The 20474-nt window shown below is 72.1% G+C and carries 18 protein-coding genes and 1 tRNA gene; 9 read left to right on the forward strand and 10 right to left on the reverse strand.

Translation table 11 applies throughout. From position 1 onward, the window contains the following. Window positions 1-4: 4 nt before the first annotated feature. A complete protein-coding gene (locus HCR68_RS01350; RefSeq protein ID WP_167145466.1) occupies window positions 5-430 on the forward strand; it encodes a hypothetical protein in 426 nt (141 codons plus the stop codon). A gap of 356 nt (window positions 431-786) precedes the next feature. Here HCR68_RS01350 and HCR68_RS01355 read toward each other — a convergent pair. Then, window positions 787-863 (reverse strand) — tRNA-Pro (locus HCR68_RS01355). 256 nt (window positions 864-1119) lie between these two features. On the opposite strand from HCR68_RS01355, the gene HCR68_RS01360 reads away from it, so the two are divergent. Together HCR68_RS01360 and HCR68_RS01365 are read left to right on the forward strand one after the other, a co-directional pair. Beyond that, window positions 1120-1668: an O-acetyl-ADP-ribose deacetylase gene (locus HCR68_RS01360; RefSeq protein WP_167145468.1), complete on the forward strand. Its 549-nt coding sequence runs from the start codon at window positions 1120-1122 to the stop codon at window positions 1666-1668. A 313-nt stretch (window positions 1669-1981) separates the two neighbouring features. Next, complete coding sequence (locus HCR68_RS01365; protein WP_167145659.1) at window positions 1982-2779, forward strand: SDR family oxidoreductase; 798 nt, start codon at window positions 1982-1984, stop codon at window positions 2777-2779. A gap of 141 nt (window positions 2780-2920) precedes the next feature. Here HCR68_RS01365 and HCR68_RS01370 read toward each other — a convergent pair whose 3' ends face one another. Together HCR68_RS01370 and HCR68_RS01375 are read right to left on the reverse strand one after the other, a co-directional pair. Continuing rightward, entirely contained in the window at window positions 2921-3922 is a 1002-nt protein-coding gene (locus HCR68_RS01370) for a metallophosphoesterase (RefSeq protein ID WP_167145469.1), read from the reverse strand. Between the two features lie 54 nt (window positions 3923-3976). After that, window positions 3977-6052, reverse strand: coding sequence for a transglycosylase domain-containing protein (locus HCR68_RS01375; RefSeq protein WP_167145471.1), 2076 nt, complete (start codon window positions 6050-6052; stop codon window positions 3977-3979). Window positions 6053-6590: 538 nt separating this feature from the next. On the opposite strand from HCR68_RS01375, the gene HCR68_RS01380 reads away from it, so the two are divergent. Beyond that, complete coding sequence (locus HCR68_RS01380; protein WP_167145473.1) at window positions 6591-6926, forward strand: WhiB family transcriptional regulator; 336 nt, start codon at window positions 6591-6593, stop codon at window positions 6924-6926. A 64-nt stretch (window positions 6927-6990) separates the two neighbouring features. Then, the gene (locus tag HCR68_RS01385; protein ID WP_167145475.1) at window positions 6991-7182 is read left to right on the forward strand and encodes a DUF4177 domain-containing protein; all 192 of its coding nucleotides are present in this window, start codon (window positions 6991-6993) and stop codon (window positions 7180-7182) included. A gap of 176 nt (window positions 7183-7358) precedes the next feature. Here HCR68_RS01385 and HCR68_RS01390 read toward each other — a convergent pair whose 3' ends face one another. Next, window positions 7359-8036 carry a Crp/Fnr family transcriptional regulator gene (locus tag HCR68_RS01390; RefSeq protein ID WP_003779318.1) on the reverse strand — a complete coding sequence of 226 codons (678 nt, stop codon included), beginning with the start codon at window positions 8034-8036 and terminating at the stop codon, window positions 7359-7361. Window positions 8037-8286: 250 nt separating this feature from the next. Here HCR68_RS01390 and nth point away from each other — a divergent pair, with 250 nt between their 5' ends. The 3 genes from nth to HCR68_RS01405 all read left to right on the forward strand — a co-directional run bounded on the left by nth (window position 8287) and on the right by HCR68_RS01405 (window position 11601). Continuing rightward, a complete protein-coding gene (gene nth / locus HCR68_RS01395; protein ID WP_167145477.1) occupies window positions 8287-9069 on the forward strand; it encodes an endonuclease III in 783 nt (260 codons plus the stop codon). A 282-nt stretch (window positions 9070-9351) separates the two neighbouring features. Further along, window positions 9352-10191, forward strand: coding sequence for an ABC transporter ATP-binding protein (locus tag HCR68_RS01400; protein WP_167145479.1), 840 nt, complete (start codon window positions 9352-9354; stop codon window positions 10189-10191). A 21-nt stretch (window positions 10192-10212) separates the two neighbouring features. After that, window positions 10213-11601: an ABC transporter permease gene (locus HCR68_RS01405; protein WP_167145481.1), complete on the forward strand. Its 1389-nt coding sequence runs from the start codon at window positions 10213-10215 to the stop codon at window positions 11599-11601. Window positions 11602-11693: 92 nt separating this feature from the next. On the opposite strand, the gene HCR68_RS01410 is transcribed toward HCR68_RS01405, so the two are convergent. The 5 genes from HCR68_RS01410 to HCR68_RS01430 form a co-directional block, all read right to left on the reverse strand. After that, on the reverse strand, window positions 11694-12602 hold the full coding sequence (locus HCR68_RS01410) for an alpha/beta hydrolase (protein WP_167145483.1): 909 nt from the start codon (window positions 12600-12602) through the stop codon (window positions 11694-11696). A gap of 238 nt (window positions 12603-12840) precedes the next feature. Continuing rightward, on the reverse strand, window positions 12841-13164 hold the full coding sequence (locus tag HCR68_RS01415) for an AzlD domain-containing protein (RefSeq protein ID WP_167145485.1): 324 nt from the start codon (window positions 13162-13164) through the stop codon (window positions 12841-12843). Beyond that, window positions 13164-13892 carry an AzlC family ABC transporter permease gene (locus HCR68_RS01420; protein ID WP_167145661.1) on the reverse strand — a complete coding sequence of 243 codons (729 nt, stop codon included), beginning with the start codon at window positions 13890-13892 and terminating at the stop codon, window positions 13164-13166. The genes HCR68_RS01415 and HCR68_RS01420 overlap by 1 nt, the downstream gene beginning before the upstream one ends. A 64-nt stretch (window positions 13893-13956) precedes the next feature. Continuing rightward, complete coding sequence (locus HCR68_RS14090) at window positions 13957-16953, reverse strand: hypothetical protein (RefSeq protein ID WP_243858860.1); 2997 nt, start codon at window positions 16951-16953, stop codon at window positions 13957-13959. A 95-nt stretch (window positions 16954-17048) separates the two neighbouring features. Next, the gene (locus HCR68_RS01430; RefSeq protein WP_243858861.1) at window positions 17049-17990 is read right to left on the reverse strand and encodes a hypothetical protein; all 942 of its coding nucleotides are present in this window, start codon (window positions 17988-17990) and stop codon (window positions 17049-17051) included. A 172-nt stretch (window positions 17991-18162) separates the two neighbouring features. Here HCR68_RS01430 and HCR68_RS01435 point away from each other — a divergent pair, with 172 nt between their 5' ends. Further along, window positions 18163-19188 carry a Fic family protein gene (locus HCR68_RS01435; protein ID WP_243858862.1) on the forward strand — a complete coding sequence of 342 codons (1026 nt, stop codon included), beginning with the start codon at window positions 18163-18165 and terminating at the stop codon, window positions 19186-19188. Window positions 19189-19432: 244 nt separating this feature from the next. On the opposite strand, the gene HCR68_RS01440 is transcribed toward HCR68_RS01435, so the two are convergent. After that, a complete protein-coding gene (locus HCR68_RS01440; protein WP_167145487.1) occupies window positions 19433-20362 on the reverse strand; it encodes an HAD family hydrolase in 930 nt (309 codons plus the stop codon). Window positions 20363-20474: the final 112 nt, after the last annotated feature.

A 20474-nucleotide genomic window follows, 5' to 3' on the forward strand; every position in this document is an offset into this window, starting at 1 on the left:
TCCGGTGGGCTTCGAGTCCCAGGCCCCGGGTGCGGTGCGCCTCCAGGGCCTGCCGGCCGAGGCGTTTGCTGCCCAGAACCTCGCCGACGATCCGGACGGCCTCCTCCCAGTCGATCTGCTTCGGCGAGCAGGCCTCGGCCAGTGCGGGGAAGTCCGGAAGGATCTCGTCGCGGGCGGCCGGGGCAAGCGGGCGCACGTCGCCCTGCGCCCGGGAGAGCACACCGGCGATCGCCATCGCCAATGCGATCCGTCGCCGTCCGGCGATGCCATGCTTCGCCAGAAACGCCAGGTATGGCTCCTCCGTCCGGTACTGTACGGCGATCGCCAGCGTGTGGAGGGCGTCCTGGAGCTCTTCGATCTGCTGGGACTGCTCCTCAACCCGACGACGCAGCTCGTCGAGCGCAGCGGTGGGGTCCGACATGCGCCATGACTCCTTGTCCTGGTGACTCCTACTCAGCGTAGGGCTCTTGCCGCCGGGCTTCGAGAGATGTGGCGAGGTAATCCGTCGTCGGCTCGTCGAAGGGCGCACCTTGCCGAGCGCCGGGCGTGCTGAGCCCGGGGCGGTGCAGCGTGGGTCGATCGAGGACGTACCTTTGAGGCGAGGACTGCGCTTTCCCGCAGGTTACTGAGGTCTGCCCCCAGTCGTCTGCGAGAAAGGTACGTCCCCGACGGAAAGCGCAGTCGTCGATAGCCTCCCGATGATGGTGTGACTCGCAGGAAAGCGAGCGATGAAGCAAAAACCCACGCCATGGGACGTCCATGACGTGGGTTTGAGTGTTGAGTTAATGGTCGGGGTGGCGGGATTTGAACCCACGACCTCTTCGTCCCGAACGAAGCGCGCTACCAAACTGCGCCACACCCCGTGTGCAGCAGGCGACAGCATAGCCTCCCCCCACCGCGGGGAGGAAATCGGAGGTGCTGAGTCATCCGTCACGTCAGTGCTCGGCGCCTTCCGGAGCCCGAGCCCGGTTGGTATCCGACGGCGTCTGTGACAGGCTGGTCGTGACCGGTCCGGTCGCCGTCGAGTCCCGGCTCGCCTCCGCATCTCCGGCCCGAGGAACCCCGGGGCGGACTCCAGGACGCCGAAGAGGCCGGCCCGAGCAGAGCAGAGGAGCCGTCATGCGCATCGAGGCCGTCGTCGGAGACATCACCGCCGAAAAGGTCGACGCCATCGTCAACGCCGCCAACAGCACCCTCCTGGGCGGCGGGGGAGTCGACGGCGCCATCCACCGCGCCGCCGGCCCCCGCCTACTCGAGGCCTGCCAGCAGCTGCGCGACACGGAGCTGCCCGATGGGCTGCCGGTCGGCCGCGCCGTGGCCACCCCTGGATTCGACCTGCCCGCCGCCCGGGTCATCCACACCGTCGGCCCCAACCGTCACGCCGGCGAGGACGACCCCGCCCTGCTGCGCGCCTGCTTCGACAGCTGTCTGGACCTCGCCATCGACCTCAGCTGCGCCAGCATCGCCCTGCCGGCCGTCTCCGCCGGCGTCTACGGCTGGTCGATCGCGCAGGTCGCCGAGATCGCCGTGGCCCGGGCCCGTGCCGTCGAGCAGCGTTCCCTCACCGAGTCCGACGCCGTCGGTCGCCTCGAGCTCATCCGCTTCGTCCTGTCCTCTCAGGCCAACCACGAGGCCTTCGCGCGCGAGCTCGAGCGCACTGAGGATTGACCCGGCCGGTCGCCGGCCCCTCTGCGCGGTTGGCGGCATTCGACGCCGTTGGGGCCCTTTTCTTGTGGCCGGGGACATCTCGCACGGCCGGGGACAGGAATCCTGCATCCGTACGCGTGGAGTGGCCCCGCCCGCAGGAAAAGGTCGCCGCACGCGCAGAATGTCCCCGCCCGGAATGGAACGTCCCCGTGAGTGAGCCACCTCTACACTCGCCGGTATGACCACCGACGCTCAGCACTCGCCTCGCCCCGACGGGGACGTCCTCAGTGACGCCCTCCCCGCCGGCCGCGACCCGCTGCCCCTGGCGGGCCGCATGGTCCTGGTCACCGGCGTCAGCCGCCGCATCGGCATCGGTCACGCCATCGCCTGCCGCGCCGCCGACTACGGGGCGAGCATCGTCGCCCACCACTACCGTCCGCACGACGTCTCCCAGCCCTGGGGCGCCGACGACGTCGAGGCCGTCATGGCCTCCATCCGCACCCACCTGGTCGGCCCGGCCCGACTCATTGACATCCCCGCCGACCTGGCCGCCCCCGGGGAGCCCGCGCGCGTCGTCGAGCAGGCCGCAACCGCCGCCGGTCACCTCGACGCCCTCGTGTGCAACCAGGCCATGAGCAGCCCGGACGGCCCGCTCGGCGAGATGACCGAGGCCGTCCTGGACGCCCACTGGGCCGTCGACGCCCGCGCCTCCATCCTTCTGGCCCAGGCCTTCGCCGCCCAGGAGGGCTTCGCCTCGCCCACCCCGCAGGAGACCGGGCGTCGTCGGCACGGCGCCATCGTCTTCCTCACCTCCGGTCAGGGGCTGGGCCCTCTGCCCGGGGAGATCGCCTACGCCGCCGCCAAGGCCGCCGTCGCGGGTGTCACCCTGACCATCGCCGACGAGCTCATCGACGCCGGCATCACCGTCAACACGGTCAACCCCGGTCCCGTCGACACCGGCTACGTCACCGAGGCGGACCGCGAGGCGACGGCCGCCATGTTCCCCCAGGGCCGCTGGGGCGAGCCCGACGACGCCGCCCGGCTCATCACCTGGCTGCTGACCGACGAGGCCCGTTGGATCACCGGGCAGGTCATCAGCTCCGAGGGCGGCTTCGCCCGCTGGCGCCACTGACGGCCGGCACTGAGGGCCCGCCGCCGGCCCACTGAGCCCACCAGATCAACAAAAACTTCATAGACGACACGGCTCCGCGTCATCTATGAAGTTTTGGTCGAAGTTGGTGGCGCGCGCTGTCAGCCGGCCGTCAGTCAGTCGTTACTGCGCCGGCAGCAGCCTCAGCAGCGTGGCCTCGGGCCGGCAGGCCAGGCGCACGGGTGTGAAGGGGCTCGTGCCGAGCCCGGCCGAGACGTGCAGGTACATGTGGTCCGCCGCCCGCGGGTCCCCGAGGCGACCCGGCCACTGCGACAGCCCCGAGGCACGCCCCGGGTCCAGGTCGCAGTTGGTCACCAGCGCCCCCACCCCGGGTACGCACAGCTGCCCGCCGTGCGTGTGCCCGGCCAGGACCAGGTCGACGTCGTCGGCCGACATCGCCTCCAGGACCCGCCGGTAGGGGGCGTGCGTGAGCCCCAGCCGCAGGGCCCGGCCCTCGCGGTCGCGGATCGCCGGCAGGGAGAGCGCCGACCCCGCCGACCCGGATGTGTCGGCGGCGGCCCGGGGGATGGGGAAGACATCGCGGTTGGCGTGCGGGTCGTCGACGCCGACCAACTCGATGCGCCGCCCACGCACGGTCAGTGCGCCGCGCCGGTTGGTCAGGTCCACCCAGCCGCCGGCCGCCTGCAGGTCGCGGACCTCCTCCCAGGGCAGGGCCTCGATGTCCTCGTCACGGACACGGCTGGAGGCCTTGCGCGGGTCTCGGTGCAGGTAGCGCGTCGGCAGGCGGAACACGGTCGTGCGGTAGTCATGGTCGCCCATGACGAAGGCGCCGGGCAGACCCGTCAGCGGTTCCAGGGCCCGCCGCAGCGGCTCCAGTCCGGAGGACAGGGACAGGTTGTCCCCGGTGTTGACGACGACGTCGGGCTGCACGTCCGCCAGACGCCGCACCCACTCGACCCTCGCCTCGGTGCGGTCGGTCAGGTGCAGGTCGGACAGGTGCAGCACCGTGAGGGGCTCCTCATCGGCGGCCAGAACCGGCACGTCGATGCGCCGCAGGACGGGGCAGCGGGCCTCGATGAGGCTGTAGGCCAGCGTGGCCGCCCCCAGGGCGGCGGTGGCGCCGACGACGGACAGGGCCGCGCGGCCGGCAGGGGAGGGCGTCATGGAGAGTCAGGTCCTCTTCTGTTCAGTTGTGCATCCGTGCCGGGAGGCCGGCACTCACTGGTGGGAGGGGATGGGCAGGACCGGGTCGCTCGCCAGGGCCTGGGACATGTAGTCGCGCCACATCGGCACGGCCAGGTCGCTGCCGTACATTCTCGCGTAGTAGCGCCCCCCGATAGTCCTGCCCGCGAGGCTCTTGTTGCTCTCCTGGGCGTCACCGATCCAGACGGCGGTGGACAGCTGCGGGGTGAAGCCCACGAACCAGGCGTTCTCGGCCTCGTCCGTGGTTCCGGTCTTACCCGCGATCGCCCTCCCGAATCCGGCGTCCTTGGCGGTACCGCCGGACTCCGACGTGGCTTGGAGCGTGATCGCCGTCTGATCGGCGACGTTCTGGTCCATGGCCTGGGTGCAGTCGGCGCTGGGAACCGCCATCGAGGTGCCACTGGCGTCCAGGATCGAGTCGATGGCGATGGGCTTGCAGTACTTACCGCCGGAGGCGAAGGTCGCGTAGGCGTTGGCCATGCTGAGCGGCGGCACCGGCTTGGCACCCAGGGCCAGCGAGGGGTCGGGATCCAGCTGGCTCCCGTCCGCCTTGGTGACGCCGATGGAGGAGGCGAACTGCGTGACGTCGCAGACGTCCAGCTGCTTGAGCATCTCAGTGAAGCCCACGTTGATGGACTGCTTCGTGGCGTCCCTGACACTCATGACGCCGGCGTTGGTGCCGGCCACGTTGTTGACGGTCCAGGAGCCGGCAGCGAGCTCGGGGGCGCAAGGAATGTTGAACGTGTTGGGCGGGTAGGTTCTCGGCGCGGACGCGTTGACCGTTTGAGCGGCCGAGTGGCCTGTCTTGAGCCATTCGGCCAGGATGAGCGCCTTGAACGTCGAGCCGGGCTGGAAGCCGACGTTTCCGTCGGGGAGCTCGACTCCACCGTGCTTGGCGTCCGCCGCGAAGACGAGCTGGGAGTCCTCATAGGTGGTGTTCTGAGCCAGGGCTCGGATCTTTCCCGTACCGGGCTCGATCGAGACGATGGTGGAGTTGGCCCCGTCCGAGTCCCCGATCGGGGTCTTGGACTGAATGACGCCGTCGGCGGCGTTCTGCCGCTGGAGGTCCAGAGTGGTGGTGATCTTCAGTCCTCCGCGCGTCAGGAGCTGGCGGCGAGAGGCGACGTCGGGCCCGAAGTTCTCCGAGCCGAGGATCTCGTTGACCACGTAGGTGCAGAAGTAGGCGTAACTGCCCGCGGCGCCGCAGCCGGCAGGCGCCTCCTGAACATTGAGCTGGATCTCGGAGCTGACGGCCTCGTCGTACTGCTCCTGGGTAATGAACTTCTCCTCCAGCATCTTGGACAGAACCCAGTCCCTACGGCTCTTGGCCAGCTCCGGCTGGGACTCGGGGTCATAGGCACTGGGGGCGTTGGTCGTTCCGGCCAGCAGGGCGGCCTCGGCCACCGTCAGGTCCTTGGCGTGCTTATTGAAGTAGTGCAGCGAGGAGGCCTCGACCCCGTAGGTGGACGGGCTGAAGGCGGCGATGTTGAGGTAGCCCTCGAGGATCTGCTGCTTGGAGTACTTCTGCTCCAGGCTGAGCGCGAACTTCATCTCCCGCAGCTTGCGGGCCACGGTGCTCTCGGTGGCGTCCTTGATGATCTTGTGGTCGTCGTTCTTCAGACCGGTCTCGATGAGCGTGTTGCGCACGTACTGCTGCGTCAGGGTCGAGGCGCCCTGGCGCGAACCGCCCGAGTTGTTGGAGACCAGGGCGCGCACCATGCCGGTGGGGTCGACCCCCTGGTGCTGGTAGAAGCGCTGGTCCTCCACGGCGACGATCGCGTTCTGCATGTTGACCGAGATCTCGCTCAGGGGCACCACGATGCGGTTCTCCGCGTAGAACTGAGCGATCTCGCTGCCGTCGGACGCCAGGAGGGTCGAGATCTGGCTGGGCTGCTGGACGTTGAAGTCGCTGGGGAGCTCCTCGAAGAGCTCGGCGGAGGCCTTGGTCAGGGCCGCCGTGACGCCCACGAAGGGAGTGGCGAAGCCTGCTGACAGGACCCCGCCGACGCCCGACAGTGCCAGAAAGACCACGAGCATCGAGACGACCTGGGGAGGTGTCAGAGAGCGTCCGCGCGCAGAGGAGTTCGCCATGGCGCCAGCCTACGTGGAATCGCTCGAAGGATGCAGTGGCGTAGACCCCCCTCGGCCTGAGAAGACCCTAGGAGACTGCCCCGGTGCCCTTCGGTGGCCCTCCGGACAAGGGGTTTGGGGTGACCGGGCGTCGTCGGCGGTCGTCGGCGAGGGGGTCGCAAGCGGTACGGCTCGACCACATGGCGAGACGGCGCTCCACGCTCAGGGAATTCTTAAGAAATCTTCAGGGGTGGATCACGACGGGGTCACGGTTCGTCGATCGGGCTCTCGGCCCGCAGGTGGCCCTGCGCCCGTGAGAACTGGATTTCCCAACCGTGCGAAAGGTGAGATCCCGATGAGTCCGACGCCCGGAAATTGGCTCGCTCTCAGAGAACTCCCCTTGAATGCCGTGGTGGGCGCCGGTCTTGCGGAGGTCTGCGTCGCCGAAGCCGCTCGGACCACAGAAATGGGATTTGGTGTGCGGCGCCCGGTTGCCATACGGTAACGGCTGTGACGTGACCGACAACGGCGTCGGCCGTTGAATGAATCGGGAGTGAGCATGACTCAAGACGACCAGACCTGGGCGGCCAGGGCGGCGTGTGCAACTGTCGAGCCCGACCAGCTCTTCGGCAAGGGAGCTGAGCAGCGCGACGCCAGATCGCTGTGCTTCGCGTGTCCGGTTCGCATGGAGTGTCTGGCCGAGGCTCTCAACTCCGAGTCCAGCTTCGGTGTCTGGGGAGGGCTGACCGAGCGGGAGAGGCGGGCGCTGCTGCGGCGCTTCCCCGAGGTCGACGACTGGGGGCTGTGGCTCCAGCGCGAGGACGACGAGCTCGTCGCCGAGATTCACGCCCGCCGCGCCCCCCGCATCCTGGCCCGGGTGCGCTGCGCCTCCTGAGCCGGCCCGTGACCGGACGCGACCGGGCTTCCGACGCCTCGCAGCGGGCTCTAGGCTGAGGCCCATGACTGCATCATCCGACCACGTCTCCGGCGCCCCGACCGCCTGGGAGTACGTCACCGTCCCCCTCATCACCCACGCCACCAAGCAGATCCTCGACCAGTGGGGCGCTGACGGCTGGGAGCTCGTTCAGGTCGTGCCCGGCCCGTCCGGCACGGAGAATCTCATCGCCTACCTCAAGCGCCCCCGGCCCTGAGGCCCGCCGGCGAGGGCGCCGACAGCACCAGTAACGCCACGAGCGCGCCGCGTCCGCGGTCCGTGAGTACGGACCGCGGACGCGGCGTCTTCGGTGGTGTGCGGGAGCGTCGGGACGCCTCGGCGCCTGGCGCTCAGGTGCGCCGCCCGGGAGGGCTCGTGACCCGAAACGGGCCCTCAGCGGGCGCGACGGCGCAGGCGGTCGACGTCGAGCAGCGTGACCGCCCGGCCCTCCAGGCGGATCCAGCCGCGGGAGACGAACTCTGCCAGCGACTTGTTGACCGTCTCGCGCGAGGCGCCCACCAGCTGGGCGAGCTCCTCCTGGGTGAGGTCGTGGGGGACGTGGACGCCGTCGTCGGTGGGCGAGCCGAAGCGGTCGGCCAGGTCCAGCAGGGCCTTGGCCACGCGGCCGGGCACGTCGGAGAAGACGAGGTCGGCCAGTGCGGTGTTGGTGCGGCGCAGGCGCTGGGCCAGGGCGCGCAGCATGTCCTTGGCCAGCTGCGGGTGGGACTCCACGAAGGTCATGAGCTGGTTGTGGTCCAGCGTCAGGAGCTCGGTGGGGGCCACGGCGGTGGCGGTGGTGGAGCGCGGGCCCGGGTCGAACAGGGTCAGCTCGCCGACGATCTCGCCGGGACCGAGCACCGCGAGCAGGTTCTCGCGGCCGTCGGCGCTGGCGTGGCCGAGCTTCACCTTTCCGGAGAGGAGAATGTAGAGGCGGTCGCCTGAGTCGCCCTCGTTGAAGAGGGTCTCGCCACGGCGCAGAGTCGTCTGCGTCATCATGGCGCGCAGTTCCTCCTGCTCATCCGGGCTCAGGCCCTCGAAGAGCGGGATCCTGGAGATAATGCTGTCTTCCACGGAGATCCTCCTGGTGGTTAGGGGGCTGGCATCCCGCATGCGGGAGCCCTCGGGTCTATCCTGCCACGGCTTGTGACCTGTGGCACGCCGTCGAGCATTGTAGCCTTCGTGTGTTGCAGGTCAAAGGGTAGTGAGCAAAATCGGGTGCGTCCTGCGACACCCTCGAGCCATGTGCGGTTGCGGGCGGGCGGCGGGATCGACTGCAATGGCGTCCGCATGGTTCAGGCCTGATAGGGCTGTTGACACGACGATGGGCGAGGCGCGGGTGGCGCTGGTGGTGACACTGACGAGAACGCGGAAGGAGGACGAGGTGCGCAGGTCGGCACGTAGTGAGATCTCGGCGGCAACCGCCGACGCGGGCGCTGGGGTCCCCGAGGTCCCCGAGGTATCGGCGGTTCCGGGACCGGCCTGGCGAGCGGGCGCCGTCGACGACGAGCTCATCGCCCTCTATCCCGACGCCGCCTGCGCCCTGGACCACGACGGCCCCTTCCAGCTGCTCATCGCCACCGTCCTGTCCGCCCAGATCACCGACGCCCGTGTCAACACCGTCACGCCCGAGCTCTTCGAGCGATACCCCGACGCCGGCGTCCTGGGGGCCGCCCGGCGCGAGGACCTCGAGGCGATCCTGAGGCCCCTTGGTTTCCAGCGGGCCAAGGCCGGTCACCTGCTGGGCATCGGCCAGGCCCTCACCGAGCGCTTCGGCGGCGAGGTCCCGCGCAGTCGCGAGGAGCTCGTCTCCCTGCCCGGGGTGGGGCGCAAGACGGCCAACGTCGTCCTCGGCAACGCCTTCGGGGAGCCCGCCATCACCGTGGACACCCACGTCGGGCGGCTCTCGCGCCGCCTGGGGTGGACGACGTCGAAGGACCCGGTGCGCGTGGAGAAGGACATCGCCGCCCTGTGGGAGCCCTGGCGCTGGACCGACGGCTGCCACCGGCTCATCGAGCACGGGCGCCGGGTGTGCTCGGCCCGCGCGCCCCGTTGCGGTGAGTGCGCGCTGCTCGAGGCCGGGCTGTGCCCCCAGGTGGGCGTCTGATGGGCGTCTGAGGCCGGAACCTGCGGGGCCGCGCGCCGAGCCGGATGCCGAGCCGGGCACATTTCGCGTAGCCGGGCAGAATTTCCGTAGGGCTACGCGAAATGTGCCCGGCTCGACGGGGTGGGCGGGCAGGCGGGCAGCGGTGGGCGGGCGGCAGCGTACGGGGGTGGGCGGCAGCGTATGGGGGTGGGCGGGTCGGCGCAGCAGTGTCGGGCTAGCCCCACCCCGGATTCGCCAGATGGCTGGATGGGACCGGCGGGCCGGCGCGGTCAGGCTGGAGACATGAGCGCACGCCAGCCCCTGACCCCCTCCTCCTCATCCTCCTCGTCCGCCATACCACCCGCGACGCCGCCCGGTCCGGCCGGACCGGGTACGCCGTCGCCCGTCGCCATCCGGCTGCGCGGGCTCACCCGCGTCTACGAGGTGCCCGGGCGCCAGGACGCCCGCGTCACCGCCCTGGACCACGTCGACGCCGACCTGGCCGAGGGCAGCTTCACCGCCGTCGTCGGGGCCTCGGGCTCGGGCAAGTCGACGCTGCTGCACTGCGTGGCCGGCCTCGATGCGCCCACGGCAGGCCAGGTGACCATGCTCGGCGCCGTCACCTCCGGGCTGCGGCCCGCCGAGCGGGCCCGGTTCCGCGCCCGCCACGTCGGCTTCATCTTCCAGGAGTACAACCTCATCGCCTCCCTGAGCGCCGCCGACAACGTCTCCATGCCCTCACGCCTGGCCGGCACCCCTCTGAGCGACGCCCAGACCCGGGCGGCCCTCGACGCCGTCGGGCTGGCTCACCGCTCCGGTCTCAAGCCCCACCAGCTCTCCGGCGGGGAGCGCCAGCGCGTGGCCATCGCCCGCGTCATGGCCAGCCGGCCCCGGATCGTCTTCGCCGACGAGCCCACCGGCGCCCTCGACCTGAGCTCCGCCGCGCTCGTGCTGGACTGGCTGCGCCGGCTCGCCGAGCAGGGGACCACCGTGGTCATGGTGACCCACGACGTCGAGGCCGCCGCCAAGGCCGACGCGGTCGCCGTCATGAGCCAGGGGCACCTGGTCCAGTGGACCGGCTGCCGCGACGCCCGCCAGATCGCCGAGCTCGTCCACTCGGCCCGGGCCGCGCGCGCCGCCTGACCGGGACAGGAGCAGAAGAACATGGTCACACTCATCTGGAACGACCTACGCCACCACGCCCGCCAGTGGCTGTGGTCGCTGCTCGTCGCCACGGTCGGCGGCGCCATCATCGGCGTCATCATCATCGCCTGGTACAGCGCCCTGAGCTGGGCCCAGGCCCAGGGCTCGGCGGAGCTCGTCAGCGCCTCCCACATCATCGGCTCCAGCCTCGTGTCCTACGCGGGGCTGGCCACCGCCGTCATCCTGTCCACGACACTGGGACTCACCGTCTCGGCCCAGCAGCGCTCGCACGCGCTGTGGAAGGTCCTGGGCATCCCCGGAAGCCGCATCCGCCGCATCATCCTGGCGCAGGTCGGGGCGATCGGTCTGGCCGGCGGGATCATCGGGGCGGTGGCCTGCATGCCGCTGGCCCGCGTCTACCTGCTCACCTGGCGGGAGTTCGAGGGCTTCCCGCATGACCTCCCGGTGAGCATGCCGGGCTTCGGGGTGCCTCTCACCATCGCGGCGACGACGCTCTTCTGCATCCTGGGCGGGACGGGGCCGGCCCGGCGCGCGGCGTCGGTCCCCGAGATGCAGGCGCTGCGGGAGTCCACGGCTCCACAGACCCGGACCCGGTGGTGGCAGTGGGCGATCGTCGGCGTCATGGTCCTGGCCCTCGTGCTGGTCCCCTTCGACAGCGCTATGCCTCTCAACGAGGCGGAGAGGGCGGAGATGGTCGCCGCTGGTGCCGATCTCAACGACCCGGGGGAGCGCGCGGTCATCGGGGGCGCCATGGGGCTCATCGCCGCGATCGCGGCCCTCAGCGTGCCGAACTGGACCCTGCGGCCGCTGCTGACCTGGTGGACCGCGCTCATCCCGGGCCGCAGCCCCGCCTGGTTCGCCGCCCGCGCCAACGCCCGCCACCGCGCCTCTTTGTCGATGACGACGATCGTCCCCTTCGCCATCGCCGTGGCCATGACCGGTACCGTCTACGCCGCCGTCGGCGCCGGTCAGGCCACCGGCGCACAGGGCTCGGTCAACGGTTTCCTCACCGTCGGGGTGCCGATCTTCCTCATCGCCGGCGTCGGTGGGATCGCCAACATCGCCATGGTGGGGCGGGCCCGGCGCCAGGAGGGCGCGCTGCTGGGGGTCATCGGTGCGCGCACCGGGACGGTTCTGGCCTCCACCGCGCTGGAGGGCGTCATCTACGCCGTCACCGGCATCCTCTTCGGGCTGGCGGCCACCGCCTTCAGCGCCGTCTACGCCGCGCTGTACTCCGGGGGCGGGGTGGCGGTCCTGGTCGCCTCGGTCCCGGTGGGGCTGCTGGCGCTCGTCAGCGGGATCTCGTTGGTGCTCGCGGTGGCGACCACCTGGCTGCCCGCACAGCTCGACCGCCGGCCCCTCATGGAGAACCTGCGCCAACCGGTGTGAGTCGGCGGCACGTACGCGCCGAGCCGGGCATTTCTCGCGTAGCCGGACAGAATTTCTGTAGGGCTATGCGAGAAACGCCCGGCTCGAGGGGGTCAGGCGGGGGTGGCCGGGGCGACGTCGGCCAGGAAGGGCAGCAGGGCCCGGACGAGCTCGGCCGGGGCCTCCTCCTGGGGGAAGTGCCCGGAGCGGCGGATCGTCGCCTGGCGCAGGTTGCCGGTGACGTGATGGGTGTCGCGCGCGTAGGCCTGGGCGGGCTGAACCGGGTCGAGCTCTCCCTGGACGGACAGGACGGGCACCGCCACCGGCTTGTCCAGCGCCGCGGTCTCGGCCCGCGACAGCATGAGGTTGCGCAGCGGCTCCAGGGCGCTGTGGGCGGCGCCGGGGCGGGAGAGGAGCTCGGCGTAGTAGGGGGCCTCCTCGGCCAACGCCTCCCGGGTGTGCGGCCCGGCCCAGGATCGCAGCAGCCCCTCCAGGGCGCCGCGGCTGCGCAGGCGCCGCTCGGCCAGGCCCGGGATCTGCAGGCTCGCGTACTGCAGCGCCGGCCCCGACAGCACCCGGGCCCGCAGCGAGCGCAGCGCCAGCGGGTGAGGGGCGCCCACCGGAACGATCGCCGTCGTCAGGCCCGGGGCCGCATGCGGCAGCGCCCAGGCGACCTGGCCGCCCAGCCCCGCCCCGACGACCACGGCCCGCTCGTGTCCCAGGGAACGCACCACGGCGGCGAGGTCCTGGGCCAGCGTCACCAGGTCGTAGCCCGACGGCGGCCGGTCCGAGCCGCCGAAACCGCGCAGGTCGAGAGCCGCCACTCGGTGCCCGGCCTGCGAGAGGCCGGGGATGACATGGCGCCAGGTCCACCAGCACTCGGGGAATCCGTGGACCAGGAGGGTCAGGGGCCCGGTGCCGGTCGGGGCCTCGGGGCCGGCCAGCGCGACATGGAAACGGGTGCCGCGGGCGGTGAGGTTGCGGTGGGTCCAGGGGCCGGGGCGATTGACGTCAACAGGCACGGCCGCAGCCTACTGGCCGGCGCGCGGTGCCGCCTGCGGGGCCTTCGACGTCGTCGAGGACATGCTGCCCCGACTCGCCGCGGGTGGGGACCTTCTGCGCCGCCGGGTGCATCCCCGATCTCGCGGGGGCCTTTCACGCCTACGGGGACAGAATTCCCGTCCCCGTACGCGCAGGATGTCTCCGCCCAGCTCAGGGCCGCACCCGCCCGCGTGGAGTGTCCCCGCCGGCCGCGGCGGGTCAGGTCAGCAGGAGGCTGAGGGCGACGTAGACGCCGGTGCCTCCGATGAGCGACAGGCCGATGGAGCGCCTCCACAGGTGCAGCCCCGCCGTCGCACCGATCCCGCCGACCGCCGGCAGCCAGGTCGACGGCGCCAGGCTCATGCCGCCCAGCGTGTAGGCCACCAGGACGATCATGACGCCCAGGGGCATCGCCCGGGACAGGAAGCCCAGCAGCGCGCTGTCCCCGCGCCCGCGCAGCAGTACGAAGGGGGCGATCCGGCAGGCGAAGGTGATGACGGCGACGACCACGACGGCGATCGCGATCTGCGGGTCGGTGAGCATCACTCGACCCCTTGTCCCGACGCGGACCTTGGCGCAGGCGCCCCGGGCCGGCGACTGCGCCAGACGTACAGACCCACGAGGCCGAGGGCCAGCGTGACCAGCGCCGTCAGCAGCGCCGCCGATCCGCCCACCGCCAGACCGACGCCCCCGGCCACCAGCCCCAGGCACAGCACCCCGATATCGGGGTGGTTGCGCCAGTTCTCGATGGCCAGTACGACGAACAGGGCGGTGAGCACGAAACCGAGCAGCTCGATGCGCTCACCCACGACGGAGGCCAGCGCCGTCCCGGCCAGCGCCCCGATGGTCGTGCCCGCCACCCAGGAGGTCTGGCTGATCGCCTCCACGGCCACCAGGTAGCGCCCGCTCATGGCCCGCCGGTCGCGGGCCGCCAGCAGCGCGTAGACCTCGTCGGTGATCGCGTGGACGGCGTAGAGACGGGTGAGTGCCCCGCCGCGCACCCGGTCCAGGGGGAACCCCAGGCCGTAGAAGACGTGCCGGCCGGAGACGAATCCGGTGGACAGGGCGATGGTCGCCAGCGGCTCGCCGCCGCCGGCCAGCGGCACCAGCAGCATCTGCATGGTCCCGGAGTAGATGACCAGGCTCCACACCGGCGCCCACCACCAGGACAGCCCCTCGGCGACCAGCAGCATCCCGGCCGCGATCCCCAGGGTCACGTAGCCGATGACGACCGGGGACGCGTCGCGGGCGGCGTCGGCGACGGACTGCATCCGAGGGGCCGGCTGCGAGGTCGCTCCGGTGGATTCCTCGGCGGGTGGCCGGGCGGCGTCGGACTCAGTCACGGCGACCGCGGTCGTCGGTCTCCTGCTCGCGCCTGCCGGCCCGGCGCGCCAGGTGGGCGACGACGGCGACCATGGCTGTGAGCACGCCCATGAGGATGAAGCGGCCCGACAGGCCGTCGTCCATGACGTAGGTGGACAGGGCGCGACCCAGGTCGGAGTGGGCCTGGAGCCGGTCGACCGTGGGGCCGATGACCGACTGGACGACCCCCGGCATGAGGACGAAGGGCAGCCCGATGACCGCGCTGATGGCGCCGACGACGAAGGCCCCCAGGGAGGAGCGCGAGATCATGAACAGGGCGGCGGCGCAGGCCGCGGTCCCACCCAGGATCTCCAGGGCGCCCAGCGGGGAGGCGGCGGCCGGCCAGGCCGAGGGGTTGCCGCCGGTCAGGGTGGCGGCGCCGTCGTGCACGAGGAACCAGGCCGCCGGGAACAGGACGACGGCGATGAGCACCCCGGCCCAGTGGGTCTCGGCGCGCGAGTCGGCGACGCTCAGCACGCTGGCGCCCTTGAGAAGGATCGAGTCGTCGTCCTGGGCCGAGCCGGTCATGGCCATGGCGGCCTGCCGGGCGCGCGAGCGGCCGCGCTCCTCGGGGTCGTCGCTCTCCAGGGGGTCGGTGCCCGCGGAGAAGCCCCGGGCAGTGGAGGTCGAGGGCCAGGTGGGCCTCTGCAGCGGGGAGGCATCCTCCGACGGCGCCCCTGCCGGCGCGGCGCTCGGCGCCGAGGTCGCTGCTGAGCCCGACGCTGAGGCCGCCGCGGAGGCGGCGCTGTCGGTCGTCGGCGTCGGACGTGCGCCCGGGACCGGCTGGGTGGCGGGGGCGGGCCGGTAGGCCTGCGGGGCCGCGGTGGACGAGGTCGCCGGCACCGACGATGCTCCCGCCGGCCGCGCCGACGCGGAGAGAGAGGCAGTGGTGGACGCTGTGGTGGAGGCAGTGCCGGACGCTGTGCCGGATACTGCCGACGACGTCGTCGCGGAGGTGGCCGTGGGGGTCGTGTCTGCCGGTGCTGAGCTGTCCGCTACCTCGGGCCGGTAGCCGGAGAGCCCGGAGGCAGGGGCCGAGGGCGACGTGGTCGCCGCCGGCCTGTCCGCGGGGAAGGCGGGGCGCACGGAGGAGGTCGACTCGGCCGAGCGCGCCGTGGAGGCGCTCGCCGCCGAGGCCGTCCGGGCCAGCTGGGCCGCGGGGGTCGCCGGCCAGGAGGGCGCCGAGGGGCGGTTGTCCACCGGGGCGTTGGCAGGCGCATCGGTCGACGTGGGCGCTGCGGGCGGTTCGGTGGCGTCCGCCGTCGGTTCCGATGTCGGGCGTGCCGGTGCCGAGGCCGTCGGCTCTGTCGGTGAGGCCGCTGACGGCACTGACGCCGGTGAGGCCGATGCCGGCTCGGCAACCGAGTGGACCGAGGACGCGCCCGTGGGTGAGCTCGCCGAGGGGACCATCGGCGTCTCGGAGGGTGCGTGCGTCGGCTCGGCGTCCGCGAAGGAGCCGGCGGGAGAGTCGGTGACGTCGCCGGCGGCCGTCGTTGGTGCAGCAGCAGATGCGGACACGGTGGAGGTCGCCGCTCTGGCGGCTCTGGCAGCGGAGGAGGCCGATGGCGCCGAGTAGGCGGTTGCCGACGAGGCGGCAGATGCGGCTGATACCGCGGATACTGCCGAAGCGGTTGACGCGGCCGACGTCGTCGCGGCTCCCGAGGACGCGGATGGTGCCGATGACGCCCATGCGGCCGCAGCACTGAAGCCATCGTCCTCGACTGTGTCCACTGCGTCGACCACGGCGGCCCGATCGGCGGCCTCGTCCGAGGCCGGAGCCTCGGGGACGGCGGACGCATCGTGACCCCCACGATCCTGCGTTGCTGGGAGGTTCTCCGGTTCTGCCGGATCCTCGGCGGTGTCGGCCACGGGCGCGCGCACTCCTGCGCCTACGGCCGTTGTCGCCGGCGCAGTGGCTGACTCAGTGGCTGACCCAGTGGCCGGCTCAGTGGCCGGCTCGGTGGCGGTCGTCGTGGTCGCAGTGCTCACCGCACCCGATGGCGCCTCGTCCTCCTCGCCCGCCTGAGCGGGGGACGACGGCGTCTGCGGGGTGGAGGCGGTACGCCCCCGATCCTCATGCTCGTCCTGGCTCCCCTGGGCAACCGGCTCTTGATCCGCGGGCTCTGAGGAGCCCGAGGAGGCCTCCGCGGCGTCGGTCGAGGAGGTGGAGGGAGCTGCCGATGCAGCGGCGACCTGGGCAGTCTCCGGCTCCTGCGTCCCGGTCGGCGCCTCGGCCCTCGCCGCGCCCGGCCCCGACGCCGGCGGGATCGACGGCGGCATGCCGGTGCCTCCGATGCTTCCAACGGCCCTGGTGGCTGCCGTCATCGGCTGGCTGACCGGTTCGGAGGACTCGGACGGCGTTGGAGCCGCCTCGGTGACCACCGGACGGGGTGAGGGATCCTCCGGACGCAGCGGGTCCTGGGCGGGGCGGCCGACCGGGAAGGTGCCGACCTGGGCCTCCTGGCGAGCCGTCGATGCCGGCCCATCGGAGACCTCGTCGACCTCCCCGTCCGCGTCATCGGCCATGTCCTCGGCGTCGTCGTCCGCGTCGTCCGCCGTGTCGGCGACTCGGGCGGCGTTCACGGCTCCGCTCCCGGTGGAGCCGTGAACGCCCGCCTGCTCGCGGATGTTCAGGGTGTCGACGTCGTCATCCGCCGTGTCAACGGCGGAGTCGATCGTGCTGACCGCGTCGTCCGCACCAGCCGCATCGTCAACGTCCGCGTCGTCCGCCGTCGCCGGTGTGACCGGCGTGGAGGTGGCGGACCGGGAGACCTGGGTGACCTTGCCCGCGAGGCTCTTGAGAGAGGCGACGGCCTCATCGGCCAGGTCGACCGCCGCCTCCTGCTGCGGGTGAGCCTCCGAGGCCGGTGGCCCCGCGACGGGAGTCGACGCCGTCGGGGAGGCTGGGTCGACGCCGTCGGACGTAGTGGGTGTCTGCGGGGCGGTGCGGTCTGTGTTGTCGGTGCTCACGAGGTCTCCTTACGCATGCACACGGTAGTAGGAGGGGCGGGGACGCCGGAAGGGGGCCCGGTCATCCTCAGGACACGGCTGCGGGCATGGGACCCTCAGACGCCGGAGCGCAACCTGGCCAGCGCGTTCGCACGACCCTGGCGGCGAGCCATATGTGCTCCCCAGCCGATCGCCATGAGCTCGATGCCGATGGCGGCGAGCACGACGGCGTCCGGGCCGTAGGGCAGGAGCCTGGAGACCAGATGGCCGCCAGGGATCATACCGTTACTGAGCGCCGGCACCGCCAGAAGGACAAGGACCGGGCCGGTGACGCGCGCGCCGAGGGTGGAGTGCGCCGTCGAGGCACCGGCCGCGACCAGGGCGATGAAGGAGACGAGCACGGCGGCCAGCATGAGCGGACCGGTCTGGATGCCGGGGGCGACCGCCCGCAGGTAGGAGCGGGGCAGCAAGAAGGCCGCGAGCGCCAGCCCTGCGACCACCCAGGGCAGGGACAGGAGGTGGTCGCGCCGACGCGAGGGCGGCGGCGTCGGGGTGGAGCCCACGGTCCGGTCGGCCTGAGTGAGCCGGAAGGCGGCGTGGCCCTGAGCCTGCCCGGCGCGCCGGGCCAGGCGCATCCCCCAGGAGCCGCCGAGCCACAGGCCCGCCAGGATGAGCATGAATCCGGTGCTGATCAGCTTGCGCAGCCATGTCTCGGACAAGGAGGACGCGTGGATGGGAGCCATGAAGACCATCGACTGGGCCGCCAGGGCGGTCAGGCCCGTGACCAGCGCGCCCAGTGAGGAGCGGCCGGCGAACAGCGCCGTGACGGCGGAGGAGACCAGCAGGATCGCGCCGAGCAGCAGGGCGGTGTGCAGGATCGAGGCCCGTGGGGTGTCGGCCAGGCCCAGAAGGACAGAGACGCTCAAGGCGAAGATGACTCCGACGACGGCGGTGAGCACGTAGTCGGGCCGACGACTGCGCGGAGCCTGCTCTGACGCGCCCGGGGGCGCGGACGGCGGGGCGGAGCCCGGGATGTTATGGGAGGGGGAGTCACTCACCTGATCGAGTCTAGGGGGTGCGCCCGGTCCGTGTTGGTTCACGGCTGGTTCACGGCTCGTTCACGGCTGGTTCACGGTCGGCCCACGCCGGTCCGGGTCCGTTTCGTCGAGGTCTGAGGCGCTCCGGGATGGCCTGCGGCCGGCAGCGGCCGGGGTATGCCACAGTGGGCGCGTGGTGCGAATGTCGGTAGGGATCGGGCCGTCCGCGGCCGGGGCGCCGAGGAGACACGACCGGGCGGGGGCGGCGGGCCGGCTCGGCGTGTCGACCGGGCGGTCGGATCCTGGGGAGGATGCGCTCACCGAGACGGTGGAATCCGGTGCCTCTCCCGCGCTGGAGGCGCTGAGGTCGGTGGCCGCCGACGAGCGGGTGCGCGCCGTCGAGGCGGCGGTGCGTGAGGCCTGCGCCGAGCTGCGCTGGAACGAGGCCCTGCGGCGTCGGTGGCGTGAGGCCCGCGCCGAGGCCGCGATCCGGGGGGCCGTCGCCTCAGGCGGAGCCGAGGGGGCGGTGGTCTCGGCCGAGGTCCTGCGCGAGCACGTGGCCGCGGGCTCCCTGACCGAGGCCGCTACGGGCGACCCGGGTCTGGACGCCGTGGCCGGGCTGTGGCGCGCCGGGACCCGTCTGGTCGGCTGGATGCCGGACCTGGTGGGGCGGGGCAGGCCGGTGGTGCCCCCGGCGCGCTCGCTGCTGGCCGTGCTGCACCGCGACGTCGTCGGGCCCCTGGCGGCCGGCGGTCGGGTGGGGCTGGAGGAGGTCGGCGTGCCGCGCGCCGGGTGGGTGCGCGCCCGGGAGGGTGGTCCGGGAACGGCGCCCCAGGGGGAGGAGCTGGAGGCGCGGCTTGCGGGGCTGGTGGGGCTCCTGGAGGCGGAGCCTGCGCCGGCGCTGGTGCGGGCCGCCATCGTCCACGCCGAGATGCTCTCGGCCAGGCCCTTCACGGCCGGCAATGCCGCGGTGGGTCGGCTGCTGGTGCGTCACCTCCTGGTGCGCGACGGGGTCGAGCCGACCGGCACGGCGGTCTGCGACCTCTACCCCGGGCGGGTACCGGCGGCCTACGCCGAGGCCGCCGGCGCCTACGCCTCCGGGACGATGGAGGGGGTGGTGGCCTGGGTGGTGTGGCAGGCCGAGGCGGTGCTCGTGGGGGTGCAGGAGGCTCAGCGCCTGTGCCGGGCGGTCCAGGCGGGTACGTGGCGCGCCGGGTGACTGTGCGGATGCCACGTGGGGCGATGCCCCGTCCTTTGTGTCACGATGGCAGACTTTTCCGCTGGTGAGGAGAGCGCTGAAGTCCCCGACCACCCTGCCGCCAAGGCTCTGACCAGCACATATGTAGAACAGTCGATGGGGGAGAGGGCTGGTTCCGTTGTCGAAAGGTCGCCATCTGTGACACGTCGGGGCCCCACGAGGCGCTGACGACGGACAGATCAGGCCGCACCGACGGCCCGGCGGTTCAGGCCCCGCCGCGACCGCGGCGGGCGACGAGCCAGGCGGCGGCGCCCCCGACGGCGAGAACTCCCGCCGCTCCGGCGATGAGGGCGGTCCGCGTGGACAGGGCCGGAGGCTCCCAGCGCGGCCGCAGCCGCACCGGCCGGGCGAAGTCGCGCACCGGCCAGTCGCGCTCCTGAGCCAGGCGCCGCAGCTCCCGATCGGGGTTGACCGCGACGGGGTGACCAACGGCGCTGAGCATCGGCTCATCGGAGATGGAGTCGGAGTAGGCCCAGCACCGGGCCGGGTCGATGCCGTGGGCGACGGCGTCCTCATGCAGCGCCACCACCTTCTCCGAGTGCAGCATGGAGCGGGAGATGCGCCCTGTGAACAGGCCGTCCTCGCCGACCTCCATGCGGGTGGCCACGGCGCGGTCGGCTCCCACGAGCTCGGCGATGGGGGCGACCATCTCGGTGATGGAGGCCGAGACGACCACGACGTCGTGCCCGGCCCGGCGATGGGCCTCGATGAGATCGAGGGCCTCGGCGTAGACGGCCGGCTCGATCGCCGTGGTCAGGGCGCTCTCGACGACCTCCACCAGGTCGCGGCGGCTGATGCCTGCGGATATGAGGGCCAGGTGCTCCATGAGGCTGGTCGACTGCCGGGTGCCGGCGCCGACCAGAAGGTAGGGGAGCTGGGCGACGAGCCCATGGGCCAGCGCCCGCGAGGAGATGAGGCCGCTGCGCCGCATCGGGGTACCCAGCGCCCAGGTCGACGACGTCGCCAGAATCGTCTTGTCCAGATCGAAGTAGGCCGCAGCGCGGTGCCCGGTGGGCTCGATGGACCCGGCAGGTGCGCTGACGGCAGCGGGCGCAGCCGACGCGGAGGCAGGCGACGTCACCGGTGACGCTGCTGCTGGCTGGGAGGGGTCGCTTGCGCGGGGCTGCGCGCTCATGGCCCCATCTCATCACGAGGTGGGCCGCGCTGTCAGGCGTGTGAGCCCCTACGTCTCGCCACTGTCTTATCGCACTTATCACTGTTTTATTGCTGCTGTCTCATCGCTGCGT

Source organism: Actinomyces sp. ZJ308 (genome assembly GCF_011752065.1).
Classification (GTDB): Bacteria; Actinomycetota; Actinomycetes; order Actinomycetales; family Actinomycetaceae; genus Actinomyces.